Consider the following 22927-nt stretch of genomic DNA (forward strand, 5'->3'; position numbering starts at 1 on the left):
GGCCCCGGCTGCCTGGCCCGGCAGCGGTTCCCGTCACGAAAGCGCCCGCGTGTTCCGTCGCAAGTCCGAGACCGATGCTCCGTCCGCCTCCCCCGCGACCCCGGCCAAGCCCGGCGGCAAGGGTCGTCCCACGCCCACCCGCAAGGAGGCCGAAGCCGCGGCCAAGGCCCGCGCCCGGGCCCCGCGGGACAAGAAGGAGATGGCGCGGCTGCAGCGCGAGCACCGCGCCGAGCAGAGCAAGACGATCCGCCAGGGCATGAAGTCCGGCGACGAGAAGTACTTCCTGCCGCGCGACAAGGGCCCCGTCCGCCGCTTCATCCGCGACTACGTCGACGCCCGCTTCTCCATCGTCGAGATGGTCATCCCGCTGATGATCCTGATGCTCGTCCTGGGCTGGTCGGGCAGCGAGACGCTCGCGGTCGCGAGCAGCTTACGTGCTCTTCCTGACGGTGCTCTTCGTCTTCACCGACATGTTCCTGCTGCGCCGACGGATCCGGCGCGAGTCTCAAGCGCCGCTTCCCCGACGAGCCGCTCAAGGGCACGACCTACTACGCCCTCACCCGCGCGATGCAGATGAAGTTCATGCGGATCCCCAAGTCCCGGGTGAAGATCGGCCAGGCCCTGCCGGAGGACTACCAGCGGTGAAGCTCGTCGCGGCGCTGCACGGCGCCCGACCCGGCTCGGTGCTGCGCGCACCGGCCTTCCGCACCGCGCTCGCGGCCGGCGGTGCCACCACCTTGCAGGTCAACGTCGACGACGAGCCGGTCGCGGCGGCGCTGCGCTTCGGCCCCGGAACGCCGATCACCGCCGTCGTCTCGGTCTGGACCGAGGACCCGGCGGCCGCCCTCGCCGCCCTGCAGGAGGTGGACGAGAGCACGGACGCCTGGCTGGTGGAGGAGCGCACGCCGATCCCCCCGCCCGTCGTACCGGACGGTGAGCGGGCGGACGCCCTCGCGAACCTCGCCTTCCTGCGCCGGCCCGCGACGATGAGCGTGCAGGAGTGGCGCAACGACTGGTTGGACCGGCACACCCAGGTGGCGATCGACACCCAGGGCACCTTCGGCTACGTCCAGAACCCCGTCCTCGAGGCGCTCACGCCCGGAGCCCAGGACGTCGCCGGCATCGTCGAGGAGCCTGTTCCCGATGGCCGGGATGGACGACCCGCACGCGTTCTACGGCAGCGGCGGCGACGACACCGAGCCTGCAGCGCCGGCTCACCGTGCTGATGGACAGTCTGCGCCCGGTTCGGTGCCGCGGACGGGCTGGACCTGGTCCCGACCAGTCGCTACCGCTTCGGCCTCTGAGGTCCGCCCGCTCGGCGTACCGTGACGGGATGCGGGTCCACTTCTCCCTCAACCTCTCGCTCGACGGCTGCTACGACCACCGCGCCATCCCGGCCGACGAGGAGCCTGCACGCCCACACGGCGCGGAGCATGAGCCGCGCGGGCGCGCTGCTCTTCGGGCGGGTGACCTACGAGCCGATGGAGGACGCCTTCCGGCAGCCGCCGGGCGCGCCCGCATCGGAGGACCCCTTCGTCCGGGTGATCGACCCCGCACGCAAGTACGTCGTCTCGAGCACCCGCGACCAGGTGGGGTGGAACACCGAGCCTGATCCGCGGTGAGGAGCCTGGTGGCGACGGTGGAGCGGTTGCGGGCCACGCCCGGCGACGCCCTGTTCGTCGGCGGCGTACAGGCTGGCGCGGTCGCTGACCGAGCGTGGGCTGATCGACGAGCTACGAGTTCGCTCGTGCACCCACGCGTCGTGGGCCACGGGCCGTACCTCTTCGAGGGCCTGCCCCAGGCCCTCGACCTGCGCCTGGTCGACCGGGCGGACCTGTCGTCGGTCGCGGTCGCGCTGACCTACGAGCGGTAGCCGCTCAGCCGAGCACCTCCGAGCGGCGCGGCGACCTCGTCAGCGACGGGTCGGTGAGGACGACTCCGTCGAGCACCCGGTCGATGGCGGTCATCGTGTCGATGTCGAGCGTGACGCCGGCGGCCTTGACGTTCTCGGTGACCTGCTCGGGGCGACTGGCGCCGATGATCGCGGCGGAGACGTTGTCGTTCTGCAGCACCCAGGCCACGGCGAGCTGGGCCAGGCTCAGGCCGGCCGCGTCCGCGATCGGCTGCAGCAGGCTGGACCCGCTCCAGGACGTCGTCCTTGAGCCACCGGCCGATGTTGTCCGCCCCACCCTTGTCGTCGGTGGCGCGGGAGCCTGCCGGCGGCGGCTGGCCGGGCAGGTACTTGCCGGTCAGCACGCCCTGGGCGATCGGGGACCACACGATCTGGCCGAGCCCGAGCTCCTTGGAGGTCGGCACGACCTCGGCCTCGATGACGCGGTAGAGCATGGAGTACTGCGGCTGGTTGGAGATCAGCGGCACCCGCAGGCTCCTTGGCGAGCCCGGCCGCGGCGCGGATCTCCTCCGCCCGCCACTCCGAGACCCCGATGTAGAGCGCCTTGCCCGAGCGCACGACGTCGGCGAAGGCGAGCATCGTCTCCTCCAGCGGCGTCTCGTGGTCGAAGCGGTGCGCCTGGTAGAGGTCGACGTAGTCGGTGCCGAGGCGGCGCAGCGAGCCGTCGATCGACTCCATGATGTGCTTGCGGGACAGGCCGTGGTCGTTGTGCCCGCCCGGACCGGTCGGCCAGAAGACCTTGGTGAAGATCTCCAGGCCCTCGCGCCGCTCCCCCGCCAGCGCCTTGCCGAGCACCGTCTCGGCGGCGGTGTTGGCGTAGACGTCGGCGGTGTCGAAGGTGGTGATGCCCTCGTCCAGGGCACGCTGCACACAGGCTCAGCGCGGCGTCCTCCTCGACCTGGGAGCCGTGGGTGAGCCAGTTGCCGTAGGCGATGGCCGAGATCCTGAGGCCGCTCGCACCGAGGTTGCGCTTCTCCATGCACCCGACCCTAGCGAGCCGTCCCAGCCGGGCCGCCTGACACACTGGCCGGGTGGTCTCCGCTGATGTCTCCGTCCGGGTCGGCTGGCCGGCCGACGCCCCCGGCATCGCCGCGGTGCAGGCTCCGCGCCTGGCAGCAGCGGTACGACGGCCGGCTGGCCGCGCAGGCTCGCGGACCGTGGCGTCGGGGTGGACGAGACTCGCCGAGGCCTGGCGGGGCACCCTCGCCCGCCCGCCCCAGGCGCGGCAGCGGGCCCTGGTGGCCCTGCTGCACGACCGGGTGGTGGGCTTCGCGCTCACCGGGCCGAACCCCGACGCCGACGCGGACCCCTCCGCCGACGGCGAGGTGGGTGAGCCTGACCATCGACCCCGAGCAGACCCGTGCCGGGCACGGCTCCCGGCTGCTGCAGGCCTGCGTCGACACCCTCGTCGCCGACGGCTTCCGCCGCGGCGTGTGCTGGGTGGACGCGGACGACGACGTGCTCCGCGCCTTCCTCACCAGCGCCGGCTGGGGACCCGACGGCGCCAGCCGCGAGCCTGGCCGACGAGGACGGCGCCACGCTCAAGCAGGTCCGCCTGCACACCGCGCTGACGTGAGCGCGCAGGACCGCCGCGGGGTGGTCCGCGACAGCCTCGGCGTGGCGGTCGCGACCGGCACCTACGGGATCAGGCTTCGGTGCGGTCGGGGTGGCCTCCGGTCTCAGCGTCGCGCAGACCTGCGTGCTCTCGCTGCTGATGTTCACCGGCGCCTCGCAGTTCGCCCTCGCCGGCGTCCTCGGCGCCGGCGGCTCGGCCGTCTCCGGAGCGCTCACGGCGCTGCTGCTCGGTACGCGCAACACCCTCTACGGGCTGCGGATGGCGCCGCTGCTGGGCTACCGCGGCTGGCGCCGGGCCGCCGCCGCGCACGTGCTCATCGACGAGTCCACCGCGATGGCGGTCAACCGGCCTGACCGCGACCTGGCACGCACCGGCTTCTGGACCACCGGCGTGACGATCTTCGTGCTCTGGAACCTCGCCACCTGTCTCGGCGCGGTCGCCGGGGAGCAGGCTCGGCGACCCGCGCGACCTCGGTCTCGACGCCGCCGTCGGCGCCGCCTTCCTCGCCCTGCTGTGGCCGCGGCTCACCACGCCCCTGACCCGGGTGACGGCGCTGCTCGCGGCGCTCGTGGCCGCCGGTGCGGTGACGGTGACCCCGGCCGGCGTACCGGTACTGGTGGCGGCGGGCGTCGCCGTCCTGGTCGGCGCGCTGCGGCGAGGTGAGCGCTGATGTGGTGGGCCGTGCTCGGCGCCGGCGTCGGCTGCTACCTGCTCAAGGCTCGCCGGTCTCTCCGTGCCGGGGCGCGTGCTCGCGCACCCCGTCGTCGCCCGGATCGCGGACCTCATCCCGGTGGCCCTGCTCGCCGCGCTCGTCGCGGTCCAGGTGCTCGCCGCGCCCGAGGGCAGGGCGCTGGTCCTGGATGCCCGCGTGGTCGCGCTGGGCGTGGCCGTGGTGCTGCTGCTCCTGCGCGCGCCGTTCCTCGTCGTGGTGTTCGGCTCGGCCGCCGCTGCGGCCCTGCTGCGGCTGCTCTAGCGGCTCCGCGTGCCGACCGGCTTGCCGCTCGACGGAGGCAACGCGTTCCGCACTCGACCGCGCTCGCGCCGCCGGACTCAGGGAAGGTCGAGGAAGTTCTCGAGGCCGACGGTGAGCCCGGGGAAGTCTCCGATGCGCCGTACGCCGGTCAGCACGCCGGGCGTGAAGGAGACCCGGTCGAGCGAGTCGTGCCGGATGGTCAGCGTCTCCCCGAGCGCACCCAGGACGACCTCCTGGTGCGCGACCAGCCCGCGGATGCGCAGCCCGTGCACGCGGATCCCGTCGACGTCGGCGCCGCGGGCGCCGTCGAGGGCGGTGCTGGTGGCGTCGGGGATCGGCGGGCTGCCGGCCTCGCGACGGGCGGCCGCGATCAGGCTCGGCGGTACGACGAGCGGTGCCGCTCGGCGCGTCGGCCTTGGTCGGGTGGTGCAGACTCGACGACCTCGACGGACTCGAAGAAGGGTGCGGCGATCGCGGAGAAGCGCATCATCAAGATGGCCGCGACGGAGAAGTTCGGGGCGATCAGCACGCCGGTGCCGGGGCTGTCCGCGAGCCATCCGCGCAGGGTGTCGAGGCGGGCGTCGTCGAAGCCCGTCGTGCCGACGACGGCGGAGATGTCGTTCTCGATGCAGAAGCGGAGGTTGTCCATCACCACGTCGGGGTGGGTGAAGTCGACGATCACCTGCGTGCCGCTGTCGACGAGCGCGGAGATCGGGTCGCCCTGGTCGACCCCCACGGTGAAGTCCAGGTCGTCGGCCCCCTCGACCGCCCGGACCACCTCGACACCCACCTTGCCGCGGGCGCCGAGCACCCCGACGCGGAGCCGTCCGCCGTCCCCCGAACCTGCCTCTTGCGCGACACGAGTGCTCACGGGACCAAGGTAGTGCGTCGTGCGGGGACGCGTTCTGGCAGGCTGACCCCCATGGTGAACAAGATCCCGAGCCGGATCCGGTGGGCGGTGGACTTCATGGACGTCCAGCCCAACGACCACGTGCTGGAGATCGGCTGCGGCAACGGCGCTGCCGCGGACCTCATCTGCCGCCGGCTCGAGGGCAAGGGCAAGATGTTCGCCATCGACCGCTCCGAGGCCGGGGTGGACCGCACCAAGCAGCGCTGCGCCGAGCACATCGAGGCGGGCCGGCTCACCGTCCGGCAGATCGACCTGGCCACCCTGCGCGTGCCGGTCAAGCGGCTGACGAAGGTCTTCGCCTTCGACGTCAACCTGTTCTGGGTGCGCGACGCCTCCGAGGAGATCGCCCTGCTGCACGAGCGGCTGATGCCCGGCGGCTCGGTCAACCTGTTCTTCGACACCAGCCGCCCCGAGCAGGTTCCGGACATCCTCGCCAAGGCCTCCGCGCAGGCTGCGCGACGGCGGCTTCCGGGTCTACATCGTCGACTCGAAGCAGCCGCCGGTCATCGGCATCATCGGCCGCCGCTGACCGCGGCCGCGGGGAGCGATTCCGCCCGGCTCCGTCCGCGAGGGCGGCCTTGTGACGACCGTCACGGCGTGAGCTCGCGGTGAGCGGGTACCAGAACTCTTCGTGACTCAAGAGCCTGAAGAGACCTGCTGACAGCCATCGAGCCGCCGAGATCGCCGAGGCCGCGCTGAGCGCGCCGGCCGCGGACGTCGTGCCCCACCCGGCTCTGGACCAGGCCATCGAGCCCGAGGACCCGCCGCGCAGCGGCCTGGACCCGATCGTGTTCGGGCTCGCCGCCCTGGTGAGCATCGCCTTCGTGGTGTGGGGGCTGGTCGGCACCGACTCGCTCTCCACCGCCTCGGGACACGCCCTGGACTGGGTGATGACGAACACCGGCTGGCTGTTCGTCCTGGTCACCAGCGGCTTCGTCGTGTTCGTGGTGTGGCTGGCGATCAGCAAGTACGGCACCATCCCGCTCGGGCGCGACGACGAGGAGCCGGAGTTCAAGACCGTCTCCTGGATCGCGATGATGTTCAGCGCCGGGATGGGCATCGGCCTGATGTTCTACGGCGTCTCCGAGCCGCTCTCCCACTTCGCCACCCCGCCCCCGGGCACCGAGGGCGACCCGGACGCCAAGGTGCAGACCGCCATGGCGACCACGATGTTCCACTGGACGCTGCACCCCTGGGCGATCTACGCCGTCGTCGGCCTCGCGATCGCCTACGGCGTCTACCGCAAGGGCCGCGTGCAGGCTGATCTCCGCGGCGTTCGTGCCGCTGCTCGGCAAGCGCGCCTCGGGCGGCGCGGGCCGGCTGATCGACATGTTCGCCATCTTCGCGACGCTCTTCGGCTCGGCCACCTCCCTGGGCCTGGGCGCGCTGCAGATCAGCAGTGGCCTGGAGATCGTCGGTGACATCGGCCCGCTCGGCAACGGCGCGCTCGTCGTGATCATCGCCGTGCTCACCGTGGCCTTCGTGCTCTCCGCCGTCTCCGGCGTCGCCAAGGGCATCCAGTGGCTCTCGAACATCAACATGGTGCTCGCCGTCGTCCTGGCCTTCTTCCTGTTCGTGGTCGGGCCGACCGTGTTCATCCTCAACCTGGTCCCGACCTCGGTCGGCAGCCTACGTCCAGGACCTCGCGATGATGGCCGCGCGCACCGGCGCCGAGGGCCCCGACACCGAGGCCTGGCTCGGCGGGTGGACGGTCTTCTACTGGGCCTGGTGGCTCTCCTGGACGCCCTTCGTCGGGATGTTCATCGCCCGGATCTCGCGCGGTCGCACGATCCGCCAGTTCGTCACCGGCGTGCTGCTCGTGCCGAGCGTCGTCAGCGTGCTGTGGTTCTGCATCCTCGGCGGCACCGCTATCGACCTGCAGGAGAAGGGCACCGACATCGCCGGTGCCGACGGCCTGGAGGCCCAGGCTCTTCGGCACCCTCGAGGCGTTCCCGTGGGCGACCGCGACCAGCATCCTGGTGATGGCCCTGGTGGCGATCTTCTTCGTCTCCGGCGCCGACGCCGCCTCCATCGTGATGGGCAGCCTCTCCGAGCGCGGTACGACGGAGCCGCGCCGCCCGGTCGTCGTCTTCTGGGGCGTCGCCACCGGCGCGGTCGCCGCCGTCATGCTGCTCGCCGGGGGCACCGATGCACTGGAGGGCCTGCAGACGATCACCATCGTGGCTGCCCTGCCGTTCGTGGTGATCATGATCGGGCTCGCGGCGTCCCTGATGAAGGACCTGCGCGAGGACCCGCTGATGGTCCGCAAGCGCTACGGCGAGGAGGCCATCGAGCAGGCCGTCATCGCCGGCGTCACCGAGCACGGCGACGACTTCGCCCTCTCCGTGGAGTCGGTGGAGCCGGAGCCCGCACCCGGCGAGCCGGAGCCTGGCCGAGCCCGCCCAGGGCCGCTCCTAGCGTGCCGCGGAGCGCGGTCCACCCACCGGAACCCGGTGGGCGGGCCGCGCTCTTGCGCGTTCCTAGGCGGGTCCGACCACGGCGAGCAGACTCGGGCCGGCCGAACACCTCCGCCGCGACCTCCCGGACGTCGTCGAGCGTGACCGCCTCGATCCGGGCGATCACCTCGTCGATGCCGAGCACGTGGCCGTGGACCAGGCTCGTTCTTGCCCAGGCGCATCATCCGGGAGCCGGAGTCCTCCAGGCCCAGGATCATCCCGCCCACCAGCGCGCCCTTGCCGCGGGCGAGACTCGTCGGCGGTGATCCCCTCGGAGGCGATCGTCGTCAGCCTGCTCACGGACCACCGCGAGCACCTCCTCCGTGCGGTCGGGCAGGCAGCCCACCGCGACACCGACCAGGCCGGAGTCGGCGTACTGGCTGGCGAAGGAGTAGACCGAGTACGCCAGCCCGCGCACCTCGCGGACCTCCTGGAAGAGCCGGCTCGACGTACCACCACCCAGGGCGGTGTTGAGCACGCCCAGCGCGTAGCGGCGCTCGTCCTCCCGGGTCACGCCCTCGCGGCCGATGACCAGGTTGACCTGCTCGAAGGGCCGGTGCACCTCGGCGGCTCCGGCCGACACCTTCGGCCGGCGCGCACCCGCCGCCGCCCGCGGTACGACGGGCGCGGACTCCCCGCGCAGCCAGTCCTGCCGGGCGAACGCCTGGGTCACGGCCTTGACCAGCGCACCGTGGTCGACCGCGCCGGCGACCGAGATCACCGTGTTGGCCGGCACGTAGTGGCGCTGGTAGAACCGGCGGATCTGAGCGCGCGTCATCGCCTCGATGGAGGCGTCGGTGCCCGCGATCGGCCGGCCCAGCGGGGTCTGCTCACCCCAGGCGAGCGCGGCGAGCAGGTTCTGCACCACGTCGTCGGGGTCGTCGTCGTGCATCGCGATCTCGTCGAGGATCACGTCGCGCTCGGCGTCCACGTCGGGCGCGGCGATCGTCGAGCCGGTGATCATGTCGCCCAGCACGTCGACGGCCAGCGGCAGGTCGTCGGCGAGCACCCGGGCGTGGAAGCAGGTGTACTCCTTGGCGGTGAAGGCGTTGAACTCCCCGCCCACCGCGTCCAGGGCGATCGAGATGTCCAGCGCGGAGCGCTCGCCGGTCCCCTTGAAGAGCAGGTGCTCGAGGAAGTGGGAGGCGCCGTGGGTGGTCGCGGTCTCGTCGCGCGAGCCGACCCCCACCCACACACCGATCGAGGACGAGCGGGCACCGGCCATCTGCTCGGTGACGATCCGCAGTCCCGACGGCAGCTTGCGAGCGGCGTACGACGGAGGTGATCTGGCCCGCCTCGTCACGCACCGTCTCCAGGGTGCGCGTGGACGTGCGGGAAACGGCCGACGGCCGGTCAGCGTGCTGCTGACCGGCCGTCGACGTGCGGGACGTGGTGCTCACGCGTCCTCGGACTCCTCCGCGGACTCCGTGTCGCCCTCGGCGTCCTCGACGACGGGGACGAGCGAGAGCTTGCCGCGGTCGTCGATCTCACCGATCTCGACCTGGATCTTCTGGCCGACCGAGACGACGTCCTCGACGTTCTCCACGCGCTTGCCGCCGGCGAGGGCACGCAGCCTGCTGATGTGCAGCAGCCCGTCCTTGCCCGGCATCAGCGCGATGAAGGCACCGAAGTTGGTGGTCTTGACGACGGTGCCGAGGTAGCGCTCGCCGACCTCGGGCATCGTCGGGTTCGCGATCGCGTTGATCGCGGCCCGGGCGGCCTCGGCCGCCTCGCCGTTGGTCGCACCGATGTAGACCGTGCCGTCGTCCTCGATCGAGATCGAGGCGCCGGTGTCGTCCTGCAGCCTGGTTGATGACCTTGCCCTTGGGCCCGATGACCTCGCCGATCTTGTCCACGGGCACCTTGACGGTGATGATCCGCGGGGCGTGGACCGACATCTCCTCGGGAGCGTCGATGGCCTCGTTCATCACCTCGAGGATCGCCAGGCGGGCGTCGCGGGCCTGGGTGAGGGCCTTGGCGAGGACCTCGGCCGGGATGCCGTCGAGCTTGGTGTCGAGCCTGCAGCGCGGTGACGAACTCCTTGGTGCCGGCGACCTTGAAGTCCATGTCGCCGAAGGCGTCCTCGGCACCGAGGATGTCGGTCAGCGCGACATACTCGGTCTTGCCGTCGACCTCGCCCGAGATGAGACCCATCGCGATGCCCGCGACGGCGGCCTTCAGCGGGACGCCGGCCTGCAGCAGCGACAGGGTCGAGGCGCAGACCGAGCCCATCGAGGTGGAGCCGTTGGAGCCCATCGCCTCGGAGAGCCTGGCGGATGGCGTAGGGGAACTCCTCGCGGTTCGGGAGCACCGGCAGCAGCGCACGACGCGCGAGCGCGCCGTGACCGACCTCGCGGCGCTTCGGCGAGCCGACGCGGCCGGTCTCTCCGGTGGAGAACGGCGGGAAGATGTACTTGTGCATGTAGCGCCGGTGGTTCTCCGGCGACAGCGTGTCGATCTGCTGCTCCATCTTGAGCATGTCGAGGGTGGTGACGCCCAGGATCTGGGTCTCGCCACGCTCGAACAGCGCCGAGCCGTGGACCCGCGGGATCACGTCGACCTCGGCGTGCAGCGGACGGATGTCGGCCAGGCCGCGGCCGTCGATGCGGACCTTGTCGCGCAGCACCTGCGTGCGGATGGCCTGCTTGGTCACGGCCTTGTAGGCCGCGCCGACCTCCTTCTCGCGACCGGCGAACTGGTCACCGAGCTTCTCCAGGAGGGCCTCCTTGATGCGGTCGCCCTCGGCATCGCGCTCCCTGCTTGCCCAGGGCGCGCTCACGGTCTCCGCTGACGCTGTAGAGCGCGGCGACGTCGGCACCGACGGCGGCCTCGACGGCCTCCAGGACGTCGTCCTCGAAGTCGAGGAAGATCGGGAACTCCTGGACCGGCTTGGCGGCCACGTTGGCGAGTCTCGACCTGGGCCTCGACCAGGCTGCTTGATGAACGGCTTGGCGGCGTCGAGGCCGGAGGCCACGACCTCCTCCGTCGGCGCCTGCGCGCCGCCGCGGACCAGGCTCGATGACGTCCTCGGTGGCCTCGGCCTCGACCATCATGATGGCGACGTCACCGGTGTCGGTGACCCGGCCGGCGACGACCATGTCGAAGACGGCCTTCTCCAGGCTGGCTGTGCGTCGGGAAGGCGACCCACTGACCCTCGATGAGGGCGACCCGGGTGGCGCCGACCGGGCCGCTGAACGGCAGGCCGGAGAGCCTGGGTGGACAGCGAGGCGGCGTTGATCGCGAGCACGTCGTACGGCGTGTCGGGGTTGAGCGCCATGACGGTGATGACGACCTGGACCTCGTTGCGCAGGCCCTTCTTGAAGGTCGGGCGCAGCGGGCGGTCGATGAGGCGGCACGCGAGGATCGCGTCCTCACCGGGTCGACCCTCGGAACGGAAGAACGAGCCGGGGATCCGGCCCGCGGCATACATCCGCTCCTCGACGTCGATGGTGAGCGGGAAGAAGTCGAAGTGGTCCTTCGGGTGCTTGCCGGCGGTGGTCGCCGACAGCAGCATGGTGTCGCCGTCGAGGTAGGCGCTCACCGATCCGGCGGCCTGGCGGGCGAGGACGCCCGTCTCGAACTTGACGGTGCGGGTGCCGAACTTGCCGTTGTCGAGAACGGTCTCGACCTCGGAGATGACGGGTTCAGTCAACTGTTTTCTCTTATTCGAACGTGCGGGACGCGTTGCCCCGCGGGAATGGACGTGATTGTCACCGGCCACACTATCGAGCCGGAGGCGAAATGCAGAACGGGCGACCCCGCGTGGGGTCACCCGTTCGAGTGCATCTTCGGTCGTTCAGATCAACGACGCAGGCCCAGGCGCTCGACGATCGAGCGGTAGCGCTCGATCTCGGTCTTCTTCAGGTAGTTGAGGAGACGGCGGCGCTGGCCGACGAGGAGCAGCAGGCCACGACGGCTGTGGTGGTCGTGCTTGTGCTTCTTGAGGTGCTCGGTCAGGTGGCTGATGCGGTGCGAGAGCAGCGCGATCTGGACCTCCGGCGAACCGGTGTCACCCTCGGTGGTGCCGTACTCGGCGATGATCTTCTTCTTGGTCTCAGCGTCGGTTCCGACTGCCATGAGTTCTCCTCGGTTCGCTCGTTGCGCGGCGCCCCAGCCTGAAATCCTGGAGGCTCTCTTGATCCGCGGCCGTTCTGACGGCAACCGCACAAGGCTAACAGCGGGTCTGCGAGGCAACCGAATCCTTGACCCGCGATGACGCCGGGGGGTGATGGCGCTCCCCCGGCACGACGTGTGACGATGCCAGCGTGGCAGAGCAGCGGATCGGCGTGTGCAACCTGTGCGAGGCGACCTGCGGGCTCCTCCTGACCATCGAGGACGGCCGGGTGACCGGCGCTCGCGGCAACCCGGACGACCCGCTCTCGCGTGGGCACATCTGCCCCAAGGGCGTCGCCATCGGCGACATCCACGCCGATCCCGACCGCCTGCGCCGGCCGGTACGACGCACCGGCCGCGGCGCCGACGCGCGGTGGGAGGAGATCGGCTGGGACGAGGCGCTGGACCTCGTGGCCGAGGGGATCGCGCGCACGATCAACGAGCACGGCGACGACGCCCTCGCGCTCTACCTCGGCAACCCGAACGCGCACAGCCTGGGCGCGCTGACCCACGGGATCGCCGTGACGCAGTCCTTCCGCACGCACAACAAGTTCAGCGCGACCTCGGTCGACCAGGCTCCCCCACCAGGCTCATCGGCCACCTGCTCTACGGCCACCAGCTTGCTGCTGCCGGTGCCGGACATCGACCGCACGTCGTACTTCCTGGTCTTCGGCGCCAACCCGATGGCGTCCAACGGCTCGCTGATGACGGTGCCGGACTTCCCCGGCCGGCTGCGCGAGTCTGCAGGCGCGCGGTGGGCGGATGGTCGTGTTCGACCCGCGCCGCACCGAGACAGCCCGGGTCGCCGACGAGCACCACTTCGTCCGGCCCGGCACCGATGCCTGGGTGCTGCTGGCGATGCTGCACACGCTGTTCGCGGAGGGCCTGACCACCCCGCCGTCGTACGTCGAGGGGCTGGACGCGGTCGAGCAGGCGCTCGCCGGCTTCACCCCCGAGGCCGCCGAGCAGGCGAGCGGGGTGCCGGCCGAGGTCGTCGTGCGGGTGGCGCGAGAGCCTGGCGGCGGCCGACGGAGCCGCGGCGTACGGCCGGATGGGGGTCTCGACCCAGGAGTTCGGGCTCGTCTGCCAGTGGGCGGTGCAGGCTGCTCAACCTGGTCACCGGCAACACCGACCGGGTCGGCGGCGCGATGCTCACCTCCCCCGCGGTCGACGCCGTGGGGCGCGGACTGCTGGGACGCGGGCACTACGACCGGTTCCGCTCGCGGGTGCGGCAGGCGCCGGAGTTCGGCGGCGAGCTTGCCGGTCTCGGTGCTGCGCGAGGAGATCGAGACGCCCGGCGAGGGCCGGGTGCGCGCCCTGCTCACGATCGCCGGCAACCCCGTGCTCTCCACGCCCGACGGTGGTGCGCTCGACAAGGCGCTGGAGGGCCTGGACTTCTGCGCGGCGGTGGACATCTACCTCAACGAGACGACCCGGCACGCCGACGTGATCCTGCCGCCGACCACGCTGCTGGAGCGCGACCACTACGACCTGCCGTTCCACGTGCTCGCGGTCCGCGACACCGCCCGGTTCACCCCGGCGATCTTCCCCAAGGACCGCGACCAGCGCCACGACTGGGAGATCTTCCGCGACCTCTACCTCCGCGTCAGCAAGCGGCTGGAGCGCAAGGCGCCGCTCAAGCGCCGGCTGCTGACCGCGGCGCGCCTGCGGCTCAGCCCGTCGTTCATCATCGGGATGCTGCTGCGCACCGGGAAGTCCGGCGTGACCATCAGCCAGGCTCCGCAAGCACCCCGAGGGCGTCGACATCGGTGCGCTGCGCCCGGACCAAGCTTGCCCGGGCGGCTGTTCACCAAGGACAAGCGGATCGCCGCCCTGCCGGACCTCGTCGCCGGCGACCTGGCCCGGCTGCGCGCCCAGGAGGCGCCCAGCGGCGACGAGTCTGCTGCTCATCGGCCGCCGGCACCAGCGCGACTGCAACTCGTGGATGCACAACACCGACCGGCTCACCAAGGGAAGACCGCGCCACCACCTGCTCATGCACCCCGCCGACCTCGACGCCCGCGGCCTGGTCGACGGCACCCTGGTCACGGTGACCTCCCGCGTGGGCAAGGTCGAGGTGGAGGTGAAGGCCACCGAGGACGTGATGCCCGGCGTGGTCTCGCTCCCCCACGGCTACGGCCACCAGCGCGAGGGAGTGCGCCTGGGCATCGCGAGCAGGGTCGCGGGCGTGTCGATCAACGACCTGACCGACCCCGAGCGACTGGACGTGTCGGGCAACGCGGCCCTGTCCGGCGTACCGGTCACCGTCAGGCTGAATGGACCTGAGCGTCCCACCCGGCCCCGGCCTGCCCGCGGGTCTCGTCGTTCCCGACGGCGAGCCTGGTCGAGCGCTTCTCCCGCTCCCCCGGGCCCGGCGGGCAGTCGGTCAACACCTCCGACACCCGGGTCGAGCCTGGCCTGGGACCCGCGGACGTCGGCCGTGCTGGACGAGCGCCAGCGCGCCCGGCTCACCAGCCCGATCAGCGTCGTCGCGCACGAGCACCGCTCCCAGGCTGCGCAACCGCAACGCCGCCCGTGAGCGGCTGGCCGCCCGGATCCGGGAGCCTGCTGGCGCCGCCGCCTCCGCCGCGCCGCGCGACGAAGCCCAGCCGTGGCTCCAAGGAGCGGCGGCTGGAGGCCAAGCGCCAGCGCGGGCAGACCAAGCAGGCTCCGCGGACGGGTCCAGGACTAGGGCGTGCCTAGGCGACCGTGACCGGGTGCTTCACCACGGCGTCGAAGAAGTAGCCGTTGGGGTTGAAGGCGGCCACGTCCGGCTGGGTGCGCCCGCGCAGGTCCGTGGCCCGGGCCAGCAGGCTGGTGGCTGCCCGCGGAGGGGCGGTGCCAGGTGTGCGTCCAACGCGTCCACCCGTGCCCCTCGGTACGACGCCCGGTCTCCGGGCGCAGCCGGGCGCGCTGCCACGTCGTGCCCCCGTCGGTGCTGACCTCCACCCGGGCGATCGGCGCCGCTCCGGACCACGAGCGGCCGGTGAGCACGACCGGGCGACCGGCCGCGAGCGTGGCGTTCCACGGCAGGCTCCCAGGCGGAGCGGACCGGGTTGACGGTGAGCGGGCCGCCGATGTTGTACCACCGGGTGTTCCACGGCGAGGTCGACTCGGAGGTCGAGACCTCCAGCGAGCCGAGCCACTTGATGCTGGCGATGCCGACCCACCCGGGCAGCACCAGCCGCAGCGGGAAGCCGTGGTCGGGCAGCAGCGGCTCACCGTTCGCCCCCCACGCGAGCAGCGCGTCGTCGAGCGCCTTGGCGATGGGGAACGGGCGGCGCACGTGACCAAGGTTCTCGCCCTTGTCCACGTACTCGTCGTCGAGGCCGACGCCCTGCACCGAGACCGCCTCGGGCCGCAGCCCGGCCCAGCGCAGCACCTCGCGCAGGCGCACACCCTGCCAGGTGACCGAGCCGACGGCACCGAGGGTCCAGGCGGTGCCTGAGGCCTTCGTGCCCTGCTGGGTGTCGTAGAAGTCTGCGGCCGTTGCCGGTGCACTCGTGCACGGCGGCCACCTCGACGTGCCGGAAGCGCCGCTTGAGCTCGGCCAGGCCCAGGCTCACCCCGGCGGGCTCGCGCAGGCCGTCCCCCGCGATCGTCAACCGGTACGACGCCGGGTCGATCTGCGGCGTCCGGGTGTGGTTGCGCACGAACAGCCGGGCCTGCGAGGTGCGCTGCTCGCGCGGGTCCACCGAGGCCCAGCGCATCTCGGCATTGGTGCCGTAGTCGACGAACCACTCCGGCGGGAGCGGCTTGAGGATCGCCGGTGCGCCGGCCCAGGCCCGCGGGGAGGGGAGCTGGGCGACCCCGGCGGCGGCGAGGCCTGCCACCGGGAGGCCGAGCACGGAACGTCGTCGCAGTCCGATCTCCATGGCCAGGAGATTAACACGATCGACTTAGTGCAGTTAAGGTCCGAGCGTGTCGCGGAGCAGTCCGAGGTAGGCGTCGTGGTCGGCTCGCACGGCCACGGTGGCCCGGCCGCGCCGCTCGTCCGGCTCGGCGGCGAAGGCGGTGGCGCCGTAGCGCTCCGGGTCGGTGCGCTCCACCTGCACCGTGGCGCGCAGCGTGGTCAGCAGGCTCCGGCGCGACCAGGGCCGCGACGGCCAGCGGGTCGTGGAGCGGCGCGGGGCCGTCGTACCAGGCGATCCGGGCGTCGACGAGGTCCGCCGCGACGGTCCCGGCCGGGGTGCCCACGGCTCGCAGGCTGCGCGGCGTCGGCGGTGTCGAGCGGCGCGGAGAAGGTCGCGTCCATGGTGACCAGCAGCAGGTCGCTCCAGCGGGCGGCGAGCACGTCGGCGGCGGCCTCGGGGTCGCACCACACGTTCCGCTCGGCGTACGGCGTGACGCCGGCCCGGCGGTGCGTCCCGCCCAGCACGACCAGCCGAGCGACGGAGCCGACGAGCGAGCGGTCGGCGGCGAGCGCGGCGGCGAGGTTGCTCAGCGGGCCGGTCGCGACCAGCGCCACCTGCTCGGTCGTCTCCCGCAGGGTCGCCACCAGCCACTCCACCGCCTCTGCCCCGGCGGTCGAGACCGGCGCCGGCAGGTCGAGGGCCGGCGGCAGGTCCGCACGCCCGCTGGGAAGCGGCGCGATCCGCGGCCGGACCGGCTCGTTGCGGCCCGGGTGCACCCCGATGTCGCCCCGGCCGAGGAGGTCGAGCACGCGCAGGGTGTTGTCGGTGGTGTCCCGCACGTCGTGGTTGCCCCACACCGTCGTCACGCCGAGCAGGTGCAGGTCCGGGTGGAGTGCGGCCAGCAGGATCGCGACCGCGTCGTCGGTGCCGGTGTCGCAGTCCAGGACCACCGGCGTCATCGCGGGGGCTCCTGCGCCCGCAACGCGCGGTAGGAGGTCCGTGCCTCGACCGCCTGCTCCAGGCTCGGCGATCACCGAGGTGAAGAACTGCTTGCGGTAGAGCTCGTCCGTGACGGCGTACACCGTGAAGTAGAGACCGCTGAACGCCGCCAGGAAGGTCGAGACCCGCAGCAGCTCCAGGCTCAGCCGCTCCCCCAGCCAGTCGCCGATCGGGCCGTTCGGCGGCTCGGGTGCGTGACCGAGCCAGGTGGTGATGACCGAGGGCTCCATCGCCACGATGCCGAAGACGAGGAAGAAGGCGTAGACCGCGAGCGCCGGGAGCAGCACCTGGACCACCTGCGCGACCAGCAGGACCAGCAGGAGGTTGGCGCGCTCCAGGCCACGCACGTCGGGGTCGACGCTCTCCAGGCTCCTCGGGCAGACGGGTGAGCAGGAAGCCGACCGCGATCGCTGCGAAGAGCAACACCGAGACCCACAGGACGCCGCCGTCGAGGCTGGAGGCGACCTGCCAGACCTCGGTGTTGATGAACAGGAAGGTCATGAAGAGCAGCAGCAGCGGCAGCGCCCGCGTGACCAGCGGCAGCACCAGGCCGAGCGAGCCGAGGGTGCGGCGCACCGCCCAACCCACCACCATCCAGGCCCGCAGGGTCGCGACGGCGTACACCGCCAGGACGACCCCGGCCCCCGTCAGCGCGGCGCCGAGCCCCGCGGCCGCGCCCCAGCCCGCGCCCACCGCCACACCGGCAACGGCGCCGAGCACCACCGCGACCGCGAACACCACGACCAGGCGGCCCCGGCGCAGCCCGCGGGCGACCCCGGCGCGGTAGCCGTCGACGAAGTAGGGCAGGCCGTGGTCGACGAACCACCGCTCGGCGGCGGGCACGTCGTCCGGGAGGCTCATCTCAGCCCGCGAGGATCGTCCGGGCCCGCGCCACGTCACCGGCCATCGCCTCCAGCAGGTCCTCCACCGAGGCGAACTGCACCATCCCGCGCAGTCGTTCGACGAAGGCCACCTCGACCTCGTGGCCGTAGAACTCCAGGTCGGTGCGGTCCAGGACGTAGGACTCCACCCGCCGATCCCGCTCCCCCGCGAAGGTCGGGTTGGTGCCCACACTGATCGCCGCCGGGTACGTCGCGCCCGCGTCCGGGCCGTCGAGCACGGTCAGCCGTCCGGCGTAGACCCCGTCGGCGGGGGCGGCGGCGCCCGGGCGCACCGGCACGTTGGCCGTCGGGTAGCCCAGGCTCGCGCCCGCGCTTGTCGCCCTCGACCACCACGCCGCGGGTCGTGAACGCCCGGCCCAGCGCCTCCGCGGCGCCGGACACGTCGCCGGCGGCCAGGCAGGTGCGCACGTACGTCGAGGACCACACCTGCGGGCCGCCGTCGAGGCTGACCTCCTCGAGCACGAAGTCGTGCTCGGCGCCCGCGGCGCGCAGCAGGTTGCAGTCACCTGCGGCGCGGTTGCCGAAGCGGAAGTTCGCTCCGACCACCACGGCCTTCACGTGCAGGGTGTCGAGCAGGATCCGCTGGATGAACTCCGCGGGCGTCCAGGAGGCGATCTCGCGGGAGAACGGGATGACGAGCACGTCGTCCACCCCCGACTCACCGAGCAACCGCAGCCGCTGGTCGATCGTGGTGAGCGTCGGCGGGGCGTGCTCGGGGCGCAGCACCGCGATCGGGTGCGGGTCGAAGGTCACGGCGACCACCTGGTCGACCCCGACCTCCGCGGCTACCTCCCGCGCGCGTCGTACGACGTGCTGGTGGCCCAGGTGCATGCCGTCGAAGTTCCCGATCGTCACCACCGTGCGGCCGGTCTCGCTCGGCACCTCGGAGAAGTCGCGCCACACTCGCACGGCGGCAACTCTTCCATACCGGGGTTCAGCCGACGAACACCGCCGCGGGCTTCGAGACCTTGCCGTGCGGCTGGTAGAGCGCCAGGAACTCCCCGTCCGGGGCGAAGACCGCGGTCAGGCTCCGTGATGTCGAGCGGCAGCGGGCGCCCGTACCGGACCGCCTGCGCCTGCTCCCCGTCGAGGTCGAGCGCCGGGAAGGACGCCCGGGCCGCCTCGGCCAACGGGGTGAGGGGTGAAGCTCGTCGAGGTCGGTGTTCGCGGCGTCCAGGGTGAACGCGCCCACCGCATGGCGGCGCAGCGCGGTCAGGTGCCCGCCGACGCCGAGCACGGCGCCGAGGTCGCGGGCGATGGCGCGGATGTAGGTCCCGCTGGAGCAGCGCACCCGGATGTCGAGGTCGAGCAGCCCGCCCTCACGACGGAAGCCGTCCGCCGCGACCTCGTGGATCGTCACCGGCCGGGCCTTCAGCTCGACCTCCTCACCGGCGCGGGCCCGGGCGTAGGCCCGCTGCCCGTCCACCTTGATCGCCGAGACGGTCGAGGGAACCTGCTCGATCTCGCCGCGGAACGCCTCGAGCGCCGTGCGCACGGCCTCCTCGGTGACCTCCGCGGCGGAGGCGCTCGAGGTGACCTCCCCCTCGGCGTCGTCGGTGGTGGTGGCCTGGCCGAGCCGGACGGTGGCGGAGTAGGTCTTCTCGGTCAGCATCAGGTGCCCGAGCAGCCGGGTCGCCCGCTCGATGCCGAGGACCAGCACCCCGGTCGCCATCGGGTCGAGGGTGCCGGCATGACCGACCTTCCGGGTACCGAGCGTACGACGGACGCGGGCGACCACCGCGTGGGAGGTCATCCCGGCGGGCTTGTCGACGACGACCAGCCCGGAGGGGACGGAAGCCACTCAGGCCTCGTCGTCCTCGACAGCCTCGTCCAGGTCCTCGTCGACCTCGCGCGGCTTCTTGTACGGGTCGGCCTCGCCGGCGGGCTGCGCACCCTCGCGCGCGGCGGCCACGGCGGCGTCCGCCTCGCGGGCCTTGGCGAGCACCTCGTCGAGGTGGCGCGCGGACTCCGGGATGCCGTCGAACTCGAAGGCGATCGTCGGGACCGTGCGCATCCCCAGCCGCTTGCCGACCTCGGAGCGGATCATCCCGCGGGCCGACTCCAGCGCCTGGGCACTCGCCTGCTGGTCGGCGTCCTCGCCGAGGACGGTGTAGTAGACGGTGGCGTTCTGGGCGTCACCGGTGAGCCGGACCTCGGTCACGGTGACGAACCCGAGGCGCGGGTCCTTGATCCGTCGCTCCAACGAACTCGGCGACGATCACCTGGATCCGGTCGGCGATCTTGCGCACGCGCGGGCTGGCCATGAGTCATTTCCTATCAGTAGAACGGCCGCGCCGCCCGCCCCGGCAGGACCGGGACGGGCGGCACAACAGTGGTGCGGGGGTCAGCCCCGCGGGATCTCCCGCATCTCGAAGGCCTGGACGATGTCGCCCTCCTTGATGTCCTGGAAGTTGCGGAGCACGAGACCGCACTCGAAGCCTTCCCGGACCTCGGCCGCGTCGTCCTTCTCCCGCTTGAGCGAGGCGAGGTCGAGGTTGTCGGCCACCACGGCGCCGTCGCGCAGCACACGCACCTTGGCGTTGCGGCGGATGACACCGTCGATGACCATGCAGCCCGCGATGTTGCCGATCTTGGAGGAGCGGAAGATCGCGCGGATCTCCGCCTGGCCGAGCGCGTGCTCCTCGTACTCCGGCTTGAGCATGCCCTTGAGGGCCGCCTCGATCTCCTCGATCGCCTGGTAGATGACCGAGTAGTAGCGGATCTCGACGCCTTCCTTCTCCGCCATCTGGCCCGCCTTGCCCTGGGGCCGGACGTTGAAGCCGATGATGATGGCGTCGGAAGCGGCGGCCGGTCGACGTTGGTCTCGGTGATCGCACCGACACCGCGGTCGATGACCCGCAGGCTGACCTCCTCGCCCACGTCGATCTGGGCGAGGGCGTCCTCGAGAGCCTCGACGGAACCGGACACGTCGCCCTTGAGGATGAGGTTGAGCTCCTGGCTCTCGCCCTTCTCCATGGAGGCCATGAAGTCCTCGAGGGTACGACGCACGCGGCGCTTGGCCTGCAGGGCGGCCCGCTCGCGCGCCTCCCGCTTCTCGGCGATCTGGCGCGCCATCCGGTCGTCCTCGACGACGAGGAAGTTCTGGCCGGCGCCCGGGACGGACGAGAGGCCGAGAACCATCGCCGGACGGGCCGGGTCGGCCTCGCTCGAGCTCGTTGCCGTGCTCGTCGAGCATCGCGCGGACCCGGCCGTGGGCCGGACCGGCGACGATCGAGTCACCCACGCGCAGCGTGCCGCGCTGGACGAGGATCGTGGCGACCGGACCGCGACCGCGGTCGAGGTGCGCCTCGATGACCAGGGCCCTGCGCGTCCTGCACGGGGTTGGCCCGCAGGTCGAGCGAGGCGTCGGCCGTCAGGACGATCGCCTCGAGCAGCCTTGTCGAGGTGCAGCCCGGCCTTGGCCGAGACGTCGACGAACATCGCGTCGCCGCCGTACTCCTCGGGCACCAGGCCGTACTCGGAGAAGCCTGTCCGCGGACCTTCGTGGGGTCGGCGGTCTCCTTGTCGATCTTGTTGACCGCGACCACGATCGGGACGTTGGCCGCCCGCGCGTGGTTGAGCGCCTCGACCGTCTGCGGCATGACGCCGTCGTCGGCGGCGACCACCAGGACGGCGATGTCGGTCGCCTGCGCACCACGGGCACGCATCGAGGTGAACGCCTCGTGACCCGGGGTGTCGATGAAGGTGATCCGGCGGTCGTTGCCGTCGACCTCGGTGTGGACCTGGTAGGCACCGATGTGCTGGGTGATGCCACCGGCCTCGCCGGCCACGACGTTGGCGTCGCGGAGCGCGTCGAGGAGCCTTGGTCTTTCCGTGGTCGACGTGACCCATGACGGTCACGACCGGCGGCCGGACGACCAGGTCCTCCTCGCCGCCCTCGTCCGCGCCGAACTCGAGGTCGAAGGTCTCGAGCAGGCTCGCGGTCCTCGTCCTCCGGGGAGACGATCTCGACGACGTAGTTGAGCTCCTCACCGAGCAGACTCGAGCGTCTCGTCGCCCACCGACTGGGTGGCCGTGACCATCTCGCCGATGTGGAAGAGCATCTGCACCAGCGAGGCGGCGTCGACACCGATCTTCTCGGCGAAGTCCGTCAGGGACGAGCCGCGCGCCAGGCGAACGGTCTCGCCGTTGCCCTTGCGGACCCGCATGCCGCCGATCGTCGGGGCCTCCATGGCCTCGAACTCCTGGCGACGCGCCCGCTTGGACTTGCGACCCCGCCGGGCCGGACCGCCGGGGCGCCCGAAGGCACCCTGGGTCTGGCCACGCTGGCCGGGACGACCGCCACCGGGACGACCGCCGCCACCGGGGCCGAAGCCACCGGGACCACGACCGGGAGCGCCCGCACCCGCACCGGCGCCGGGACGACCCGGAGCACCGCCACGACCGGGGGCACCGCCACCGGGACGACCGCCGCCACCACCGGGACGACCCGGACCACGACCGCCGGGACCGGCGCCGAAGGCGGCCGGGGACTTCGGCATCATCGCCGGGTTGGGACGCGGCATGCCCGGACGCCCACCGCCGGCACCGGCCGGCGGACGCGGGCCGGCCGGACCGGCCTCGCCCTCGCGCGGCGGCGGGGCGGGACGACGGCCCATGCCCTGGCTGGGCGCGAACGGGTTGTTGCCGGGGCGCGGGGTGCCGCTGGGCTTGCCGACCGGGCGCGGGGCCGGGGCGGGGGCCTTGGGCTTGGGCGCACCCGGCTTGGGGGCTGCCGGGGCTGCCGGGGCGGCGGGCGCCTCGGCGGCCGGAGCCTCGGGTGCCTCGGGGGCCTCCGGAGCCGGCTTCTCGGCCGGCGCCTTCGGGCCCGGACGCGGGCCCGGACGCGGCGCGGCCGGCTTGTCGGCGGCGGGTGCCTCCGGGGCGGCAGGCGCCTCGGGGGCGGCGGCAGCGGGCGCCTCGGGGGCGGCCGGAGCCTCGGGGGCGGCGGGCGCCGGCGCGGCGGCCTTCTTGGCCGGGGCGGGCTTGGGCGCCGCCTTGGCGGGCGCCTCGGGGGCGTCGCCGGCAGGCTTCATGTTGGCGAGCAGGCTCGGCGCCGTAGGTCGCCTCGAACTTCTTCACGGCGGGGGAGCCTCGATGCTGGAGGACGCCGTCTTGGCGAACTCACCGATCGCGCTCAGCCTTCTCCAGCGCTTCCTTGCTGGGGATGCCGTACTGCTTCGCGAGTTCGGAAACTCGGGTCTTGGCCACGGTTCTCCTTCTGGCCGAGAC

The 22927-nt window shown here is 72.3% G+C and carries 18 protein-coding genes and 14 pseudogenes; 16 read left to right on the plus strand and 16 right to left on the minus strand.

Annotated features, from left to right (window positions below):
- Positions 1-49: 49 nt before the first annotated feature.
- The 4 genes and pseudogenes from G5V59_RS09230 (at position 50) to G5V59_RS09245 (ending at position 1873) form a co-directional block, all read left to right on the plus strand.
- Positions 50-577: a DUF3043 domain-containing protein gene (locus G5V59_RS09230; protein WP_278256256.1), complete on the plus strand. Its 528-nt coding sequence runs from the start codon at positions 50-52 to the stop codon at positions 575-577.
- Positions 558-645 (plus strand): annotated as a pseudogene (locus tag G5V59_RS09235) (DUF3043 domain-containing protein); the annotation flags it as partial. The gene G5V59_RS09230 and the pseudogene G5V59_RS09235, both read left to right, overlap by 20 nt.
- 580 nt (positions 646-1225) lie before the next feature.
- Positions 1226-1612, plus strand: coding sequence for a hypothetical protein (locus G5V59_RS09240; RefSeq protein WP_278256257.1), 387 nt, complete (start codon positions 1226-1228; stop codon positions 1610-1612).
- A gap of 18 nt (positions 1613-1630) precedes the next feature.
- On the plus strand, positions 1631-1873 hold the full coding sequence (locus G5V59_RS09245; protein ID WP_278256258.1) for a hypothetical protein: 243 nt from the start codon (positions 1631-1633) through the stop codon (positions 1871-1873).
- A gap of 4 nt (positions 1874-1877) precedes the next feature.
- On the opposite strand, the gene G5V59_RS36235 is transcribed toward G5V59_RS09245, so the two are convergent.
- The 3 genes and pseudogenes from G5V59_RS36235 to G5V59_RS09260 form a co-directional block, all read right to left on the minus strand.
- Positions 1878-2189, minus strand: a complete 312-nt coding sequence (locus tag G5V59_RS36235; protein ID WP_341350891.1) for an aldo/keto reductase — start codon at positions 2187-2189, stop codon at positions 1878-1880.
- A gap of 67 nt (positions 2190-2256) precedes the next feature.
- Positions 2257-2346: pseudogene (locus G5V59_RS09255) on the minus strand (hypothetical protein); the annotation flags it as partial.
- A 76-nt stretch (positions 2347-2422) separates the two neighbouring features.
- Positions 2423-2782, minus strand: a pseudogene (locus G5V59_RS09260) (aldo/keto reductase); the annotation flags it as partial.
- Between the two features lie 174 nt (positions 2783-2956).
- Here G5V59_RS09260 and G5V59_RS09265 point away from each other — a divergent pair.
- From G5V59_RS09265 to G5V59_RS09275, 3 genes and pseudogenes are all read left to right on the plus strand, one after another.
- A pseudogene (locus G5V59_RS09265) lies at positions 2957-3340 on the plus strand (hypothetical protein); the annotation flags it as partial.
- 238 nt (positions 3341-3578) lie between these two features.
- On the plus strand, positions 3579-4151 hold the full coding sequence (locus G5V59_RS09270; RefSeq protein WP_278256260.1) for an AzlC family ABC transporter permease: 573 nt from the start codon (positions 3579-3581) through the stop codon (positions 4149-4151).
- Positions 4152-4221: 70 nt separating this feature from the next.
- The gene (locus G5V59_RS09275) at positions 4222-4461 is read left to right on the plus strand and encodes an AzlD domain-containing protein (protein WP_278256261.1); all 240 of its coding nucleotides are present in this window, start codon (positions 4222-4224) and stop codon (positions 4459-4461) included.
- 77 nt (positions 4462-4538) lie between these two features.
- Here G5V59_RS09275 and dapB read toward each other — a convergent pair.
- A pseudogene (gene dapB / locus G5V59_RS09280) lies at positions 4539-5332 on the minus strand (4-hydroxy-tetrahydrodipicolinate reductase).
- A gap of 51 nt (positions 5333-5383) precedes the next feature.
- On the opposite strand from dapB, the gene G5V59_RS09285 reads away from it, so the two are divergent.
- The 5 genes and pseudogenes from G5V59_RS09285 to G5V59_RS09305 all read left to right on the plus strand — a co-directional run bounded on the left by G5V59_RS09285 (position 5384) and on the right by G5V59_RS09305 (position 7932).
- On the plus strand, positions 5384-5983 hold the full coding sequence (locus G5V59_RS09285) for a class I SAM-dependent methyltransferase (RefSeq protein ID WP_278256262.1): 600 nt from the start codon (positions 5384-5386) through the stop codon (positions 5981-5983).
- A gap of 107 nt (positions 5984-6090) precedes the next feature.
- On the plus strand, positions 6091-6792 hold the full coding sequence (locus G5V59_RS09290) for a BCCT family transporter (RefSeq protein ID WP_278256263.1): 702 nt from the start codon (positions 6091-6093) through the stop codon (positions 6790-6792).
- Positions 6692-6937 (plus strand): annotated as a pseudogene (locus tag G5V59_RS09295) (BCCT family transporter); the annotation flags it as partial. The gene G5V59_RS09290 and the pseudogene G5V59_RS09295, both read left to right, overlap by 101 nt.
- 85 nt (positions 6938-7022) lie before the next feature.
- Positions 7023-7214, plus strand: a pseudogene (locus G5V59_RS09300) (BCCT family transporter); the annotation flags it as partial.
- Positions 7215-7353: 139 nt separating this feature from the next.
- Entirely contained in the window at positions 7354-7932 is a 579-nt protein-coding gene (locus tag G5V59_RS09305; protein WP_278259740.1) for a BCCT family transporter, read from the plus strand.
- Between the two features lie 109 nt (positions 7933-8041).
- On the opposite strand, the gene G5V59_RS09310 is transcribed toward G5V59_RS09305, so the two are convergent.
- From G5V59_RS09310 to rpsO, 3 genes and pseudogenes are all read right to left on the minus strand, one after another.
- Positions 8042-9052: a pitrilysin family protein gene (locus G5V59_RS09310; protein WP_278259741.1), complete on the minus strand. Its 1011-nt coding sequence runs from the start codon at positions 9050-9052 to the stop codon at positions 8042-8044.
- Positions 9053-9223: 171 nt separating this feature from the next.
- A pseudogene (locus G5V59_RS09315) lies at positions 9224-11479 on the minus strand (polyribonucleotide nucleotidyltransferase).
- Positions 11480-11628: 149 nt separating this feature from the next.
- Entirely contained in the window at positions 11629-11904 is a 276-nt protein-coding gene (gene rpsO, locus G5V59_RS09320) for a 30S ribosomal protein S15 (RefSeq protein ID WP_136561187.1), read from the minus strand.
- Positions 11905-12170: 266 nt separating this feature from the next.
- Between rpsO and G5V59_RS09325 the strand changes: the two are divergent.
- From G5V59_RS09325 to G5V59_RS09340, 4 genes and pseudogenes are all read left to right on the plus strand, one after another.
- Positions 12171-12566 (plus strand): annotated as a pseudogene (locus tag G5V59_RS09325) (molybdopterin-dependent oxidoreductase); the annotation flags it as partial.
- Positions 12567-12798: 232 nt separating this feature from the next.
- Positions 12799-13479 (plus strand): annotated as a pseudogene (locus G5V59_RS09330) (molybdopterin-dependent oxidoreductase); the annotation flags it as partial.
- A 406-nt stretch (positions 13480-13885) separates the two neighbouring features.
- Complete coding sequence (locus G5V59_RS09335) at positions 13886-14479, plus strand: molybdopterin dinucleotide binding domain-containing protein (protein ID WP_278256264.1); 594 nt, start codon at positions 13886-13888, stop codon at positions 14477-14479.
- Entirely contained in the window at positions 14476-14643 is a 168-nt protein-coding gene (locus G5V59_RS09340) for a hypothetical protein (RefSeq protein ID WP_278256265.1), read from the plus strand. The genes G5V59_RS09335 and G5V59_RS09340 overlap by 4 nt, the downstream gene beginning before the upstream one ends.
- A 19-nt stretch (positions 14644-14662) precedes the next feature.
- On the opposite strand, the gene G5V59_RS09345 is transcribed toward G5V59_RS09340, so the two are convergent.
- The 9 genes and pseudogenes from G5V59_RS09345 to infB form a co-directional block, all read right to left on the minus strand.
- Positions 14663-15337, minus strand: a complete 675-nt coding sequence (locus G5V59_RS09345) for a molybdopterin-dependent oxidoreductase (RefSeq protein ID WP_278256266.1) — start codon at positions 15335-15337, stop codon at positions 14663-14665.
- A gap of 82 nt (positions 15338-15419) precedes the next feature.
- Positions 15420-15815 (minus strand): annotated as a pseudogene (locus tag G5V59_RS36240) (molybdopterin-dependent oxidoreductase); the annotation flags it as partial.
- A gap of 33 nt (positions 15816-15848) precedes the next feature.
- Positions 15849-17654, minus strand: a complete 1806-nt coding sequence (locus tag G5V59_RS09355; RefSeq protein ID WP_278256267.1) for a hypothetical protein — start codon at positions 17652-17654, stop codon at positions 15849-15851.
- A 1-nt stretch (position 17655) separates the two neighbouring features.
- Positions 17656-18201 carry a riboflavin kinase gene (locus G5V59_RS36245; protein ID WP_341351167.1) on the minus strand — a complete coding sequence of 182 codons (546 nt, stop codon included), beginning with the start codon at positions 18199-18201 and terminating at the stop codon, positions 17656-17658.
- A pseudogene (locus G5V59_RS36250) lies at positions 18200-18526 on the minus strand (bifunctional riboflavin kinase/FAD synthetase); the annotation flags it as partial. The gene G5V59_RS36245 and the pseudogene G5V59_RS36250, both read right to left, overlap by 2 nt.
- Positions 18527-18629: 103 nt before the next feature.
- A pseudogene (truB, locus tag G5V59_RS09365) lies at positions 18630-19496 on the minus strand (tRNA pseudouridine(55) synthase TruB).
- Positions 19497-19856 carry a ribosome-binding factor A gene (locus G5V59_RS09370; protein WP_341350892.1) on the minus strand — a complete coding sequence of 120 codons (360 nt, stop codon included), beginning with the start codon at positions 19854-19856 and terminating at the stop codon, positions 19497-19499.
- On the minus strand, positions 19831-19959 hold the full coding sequence (locus tag G5V59_RS36255) for a hypothetical protein (protein WP_341350893.1): 129 nt from the start codon (positions 19957-19959) through the stop codon (positions 19831-19833). The genes G5V59_RS09370 and G5V59_RS36255 overlap by 26 nt, the downstream gene beginning before the upstream one ends.
- Positions 19960-20039: 80 nt before the next feature.
- Positions 20040-22906: pseudogene (gene infB, locus G5V59_RS09375) on the minus strand (translation initiation factor IF-2).
- Positions 22907-22927: the final 21 nt, after the last annotated feature.

The organism is Nocardioides convexus (assembly GCF_011090295.1).

Excerpts from the sequence above, each read along its gene's own strand:
- G5V59_RS09305 (WP_278259740.1), top strand. The coding sequence starts at position 7,354 with ATGGCCCTGGTGGCGATCTTCTTCGTCTCCGGCGCCGACGCCGCCTCC.
- G5V59_RS09355 (WP_278256267.1), bottom strand. The coding sequence starts at position 17,654 with ATGAGCCTCCCGGACGACGTGCCCGCCGCCGAGCGGTGGTTCGTCGAC.
- rpsO (WP_136561187.1), bottom strand. The coding sequence starts at position 11,904 with ATGGCAGTCGGAACCGACGCTGAGACCAAGAAGAAGATCATCGCCGAG.
- G5V59_RS09285 (WP_278256262.1), top strand. The coding sequence starts at position 5,384 with ATGGTGAACAAGATCCCGAGCCGGATCCGGTGGGCGGTGGACTTCATG.
- G5V59_RS36255 (WP_341350893.1), bottom strand. The coding sequence starts at position 19,959 with ATGGCCAGCCCGCGCGTGCGCAAGATCGCCGACCGGATCCAGGTGATC.
- G5V59_RS09335 (WP_278256264.1), top strand. The coding sequence starts at position 13,886 with ATGCACAACACCGACCGGCTCACCAAGGGAAGACCGCGCCACCACCTG.
- G5V59_RS09240 (WP_278256257.1), top strand. The coding sequence starts at position 1,226 with ATGGACAGTCTGCGCCCGGTTCGGTGCCGCGGACGGGCTGGACCTGGT.
- G5V59_RS09310 (WP_278259741.1), bottom strand. The coding sequence starts at position 9,052 with ATGGCCGGTGCCCGCTCGTCCTCGATCGGTGTGTGGGTGGGGGTCGGC.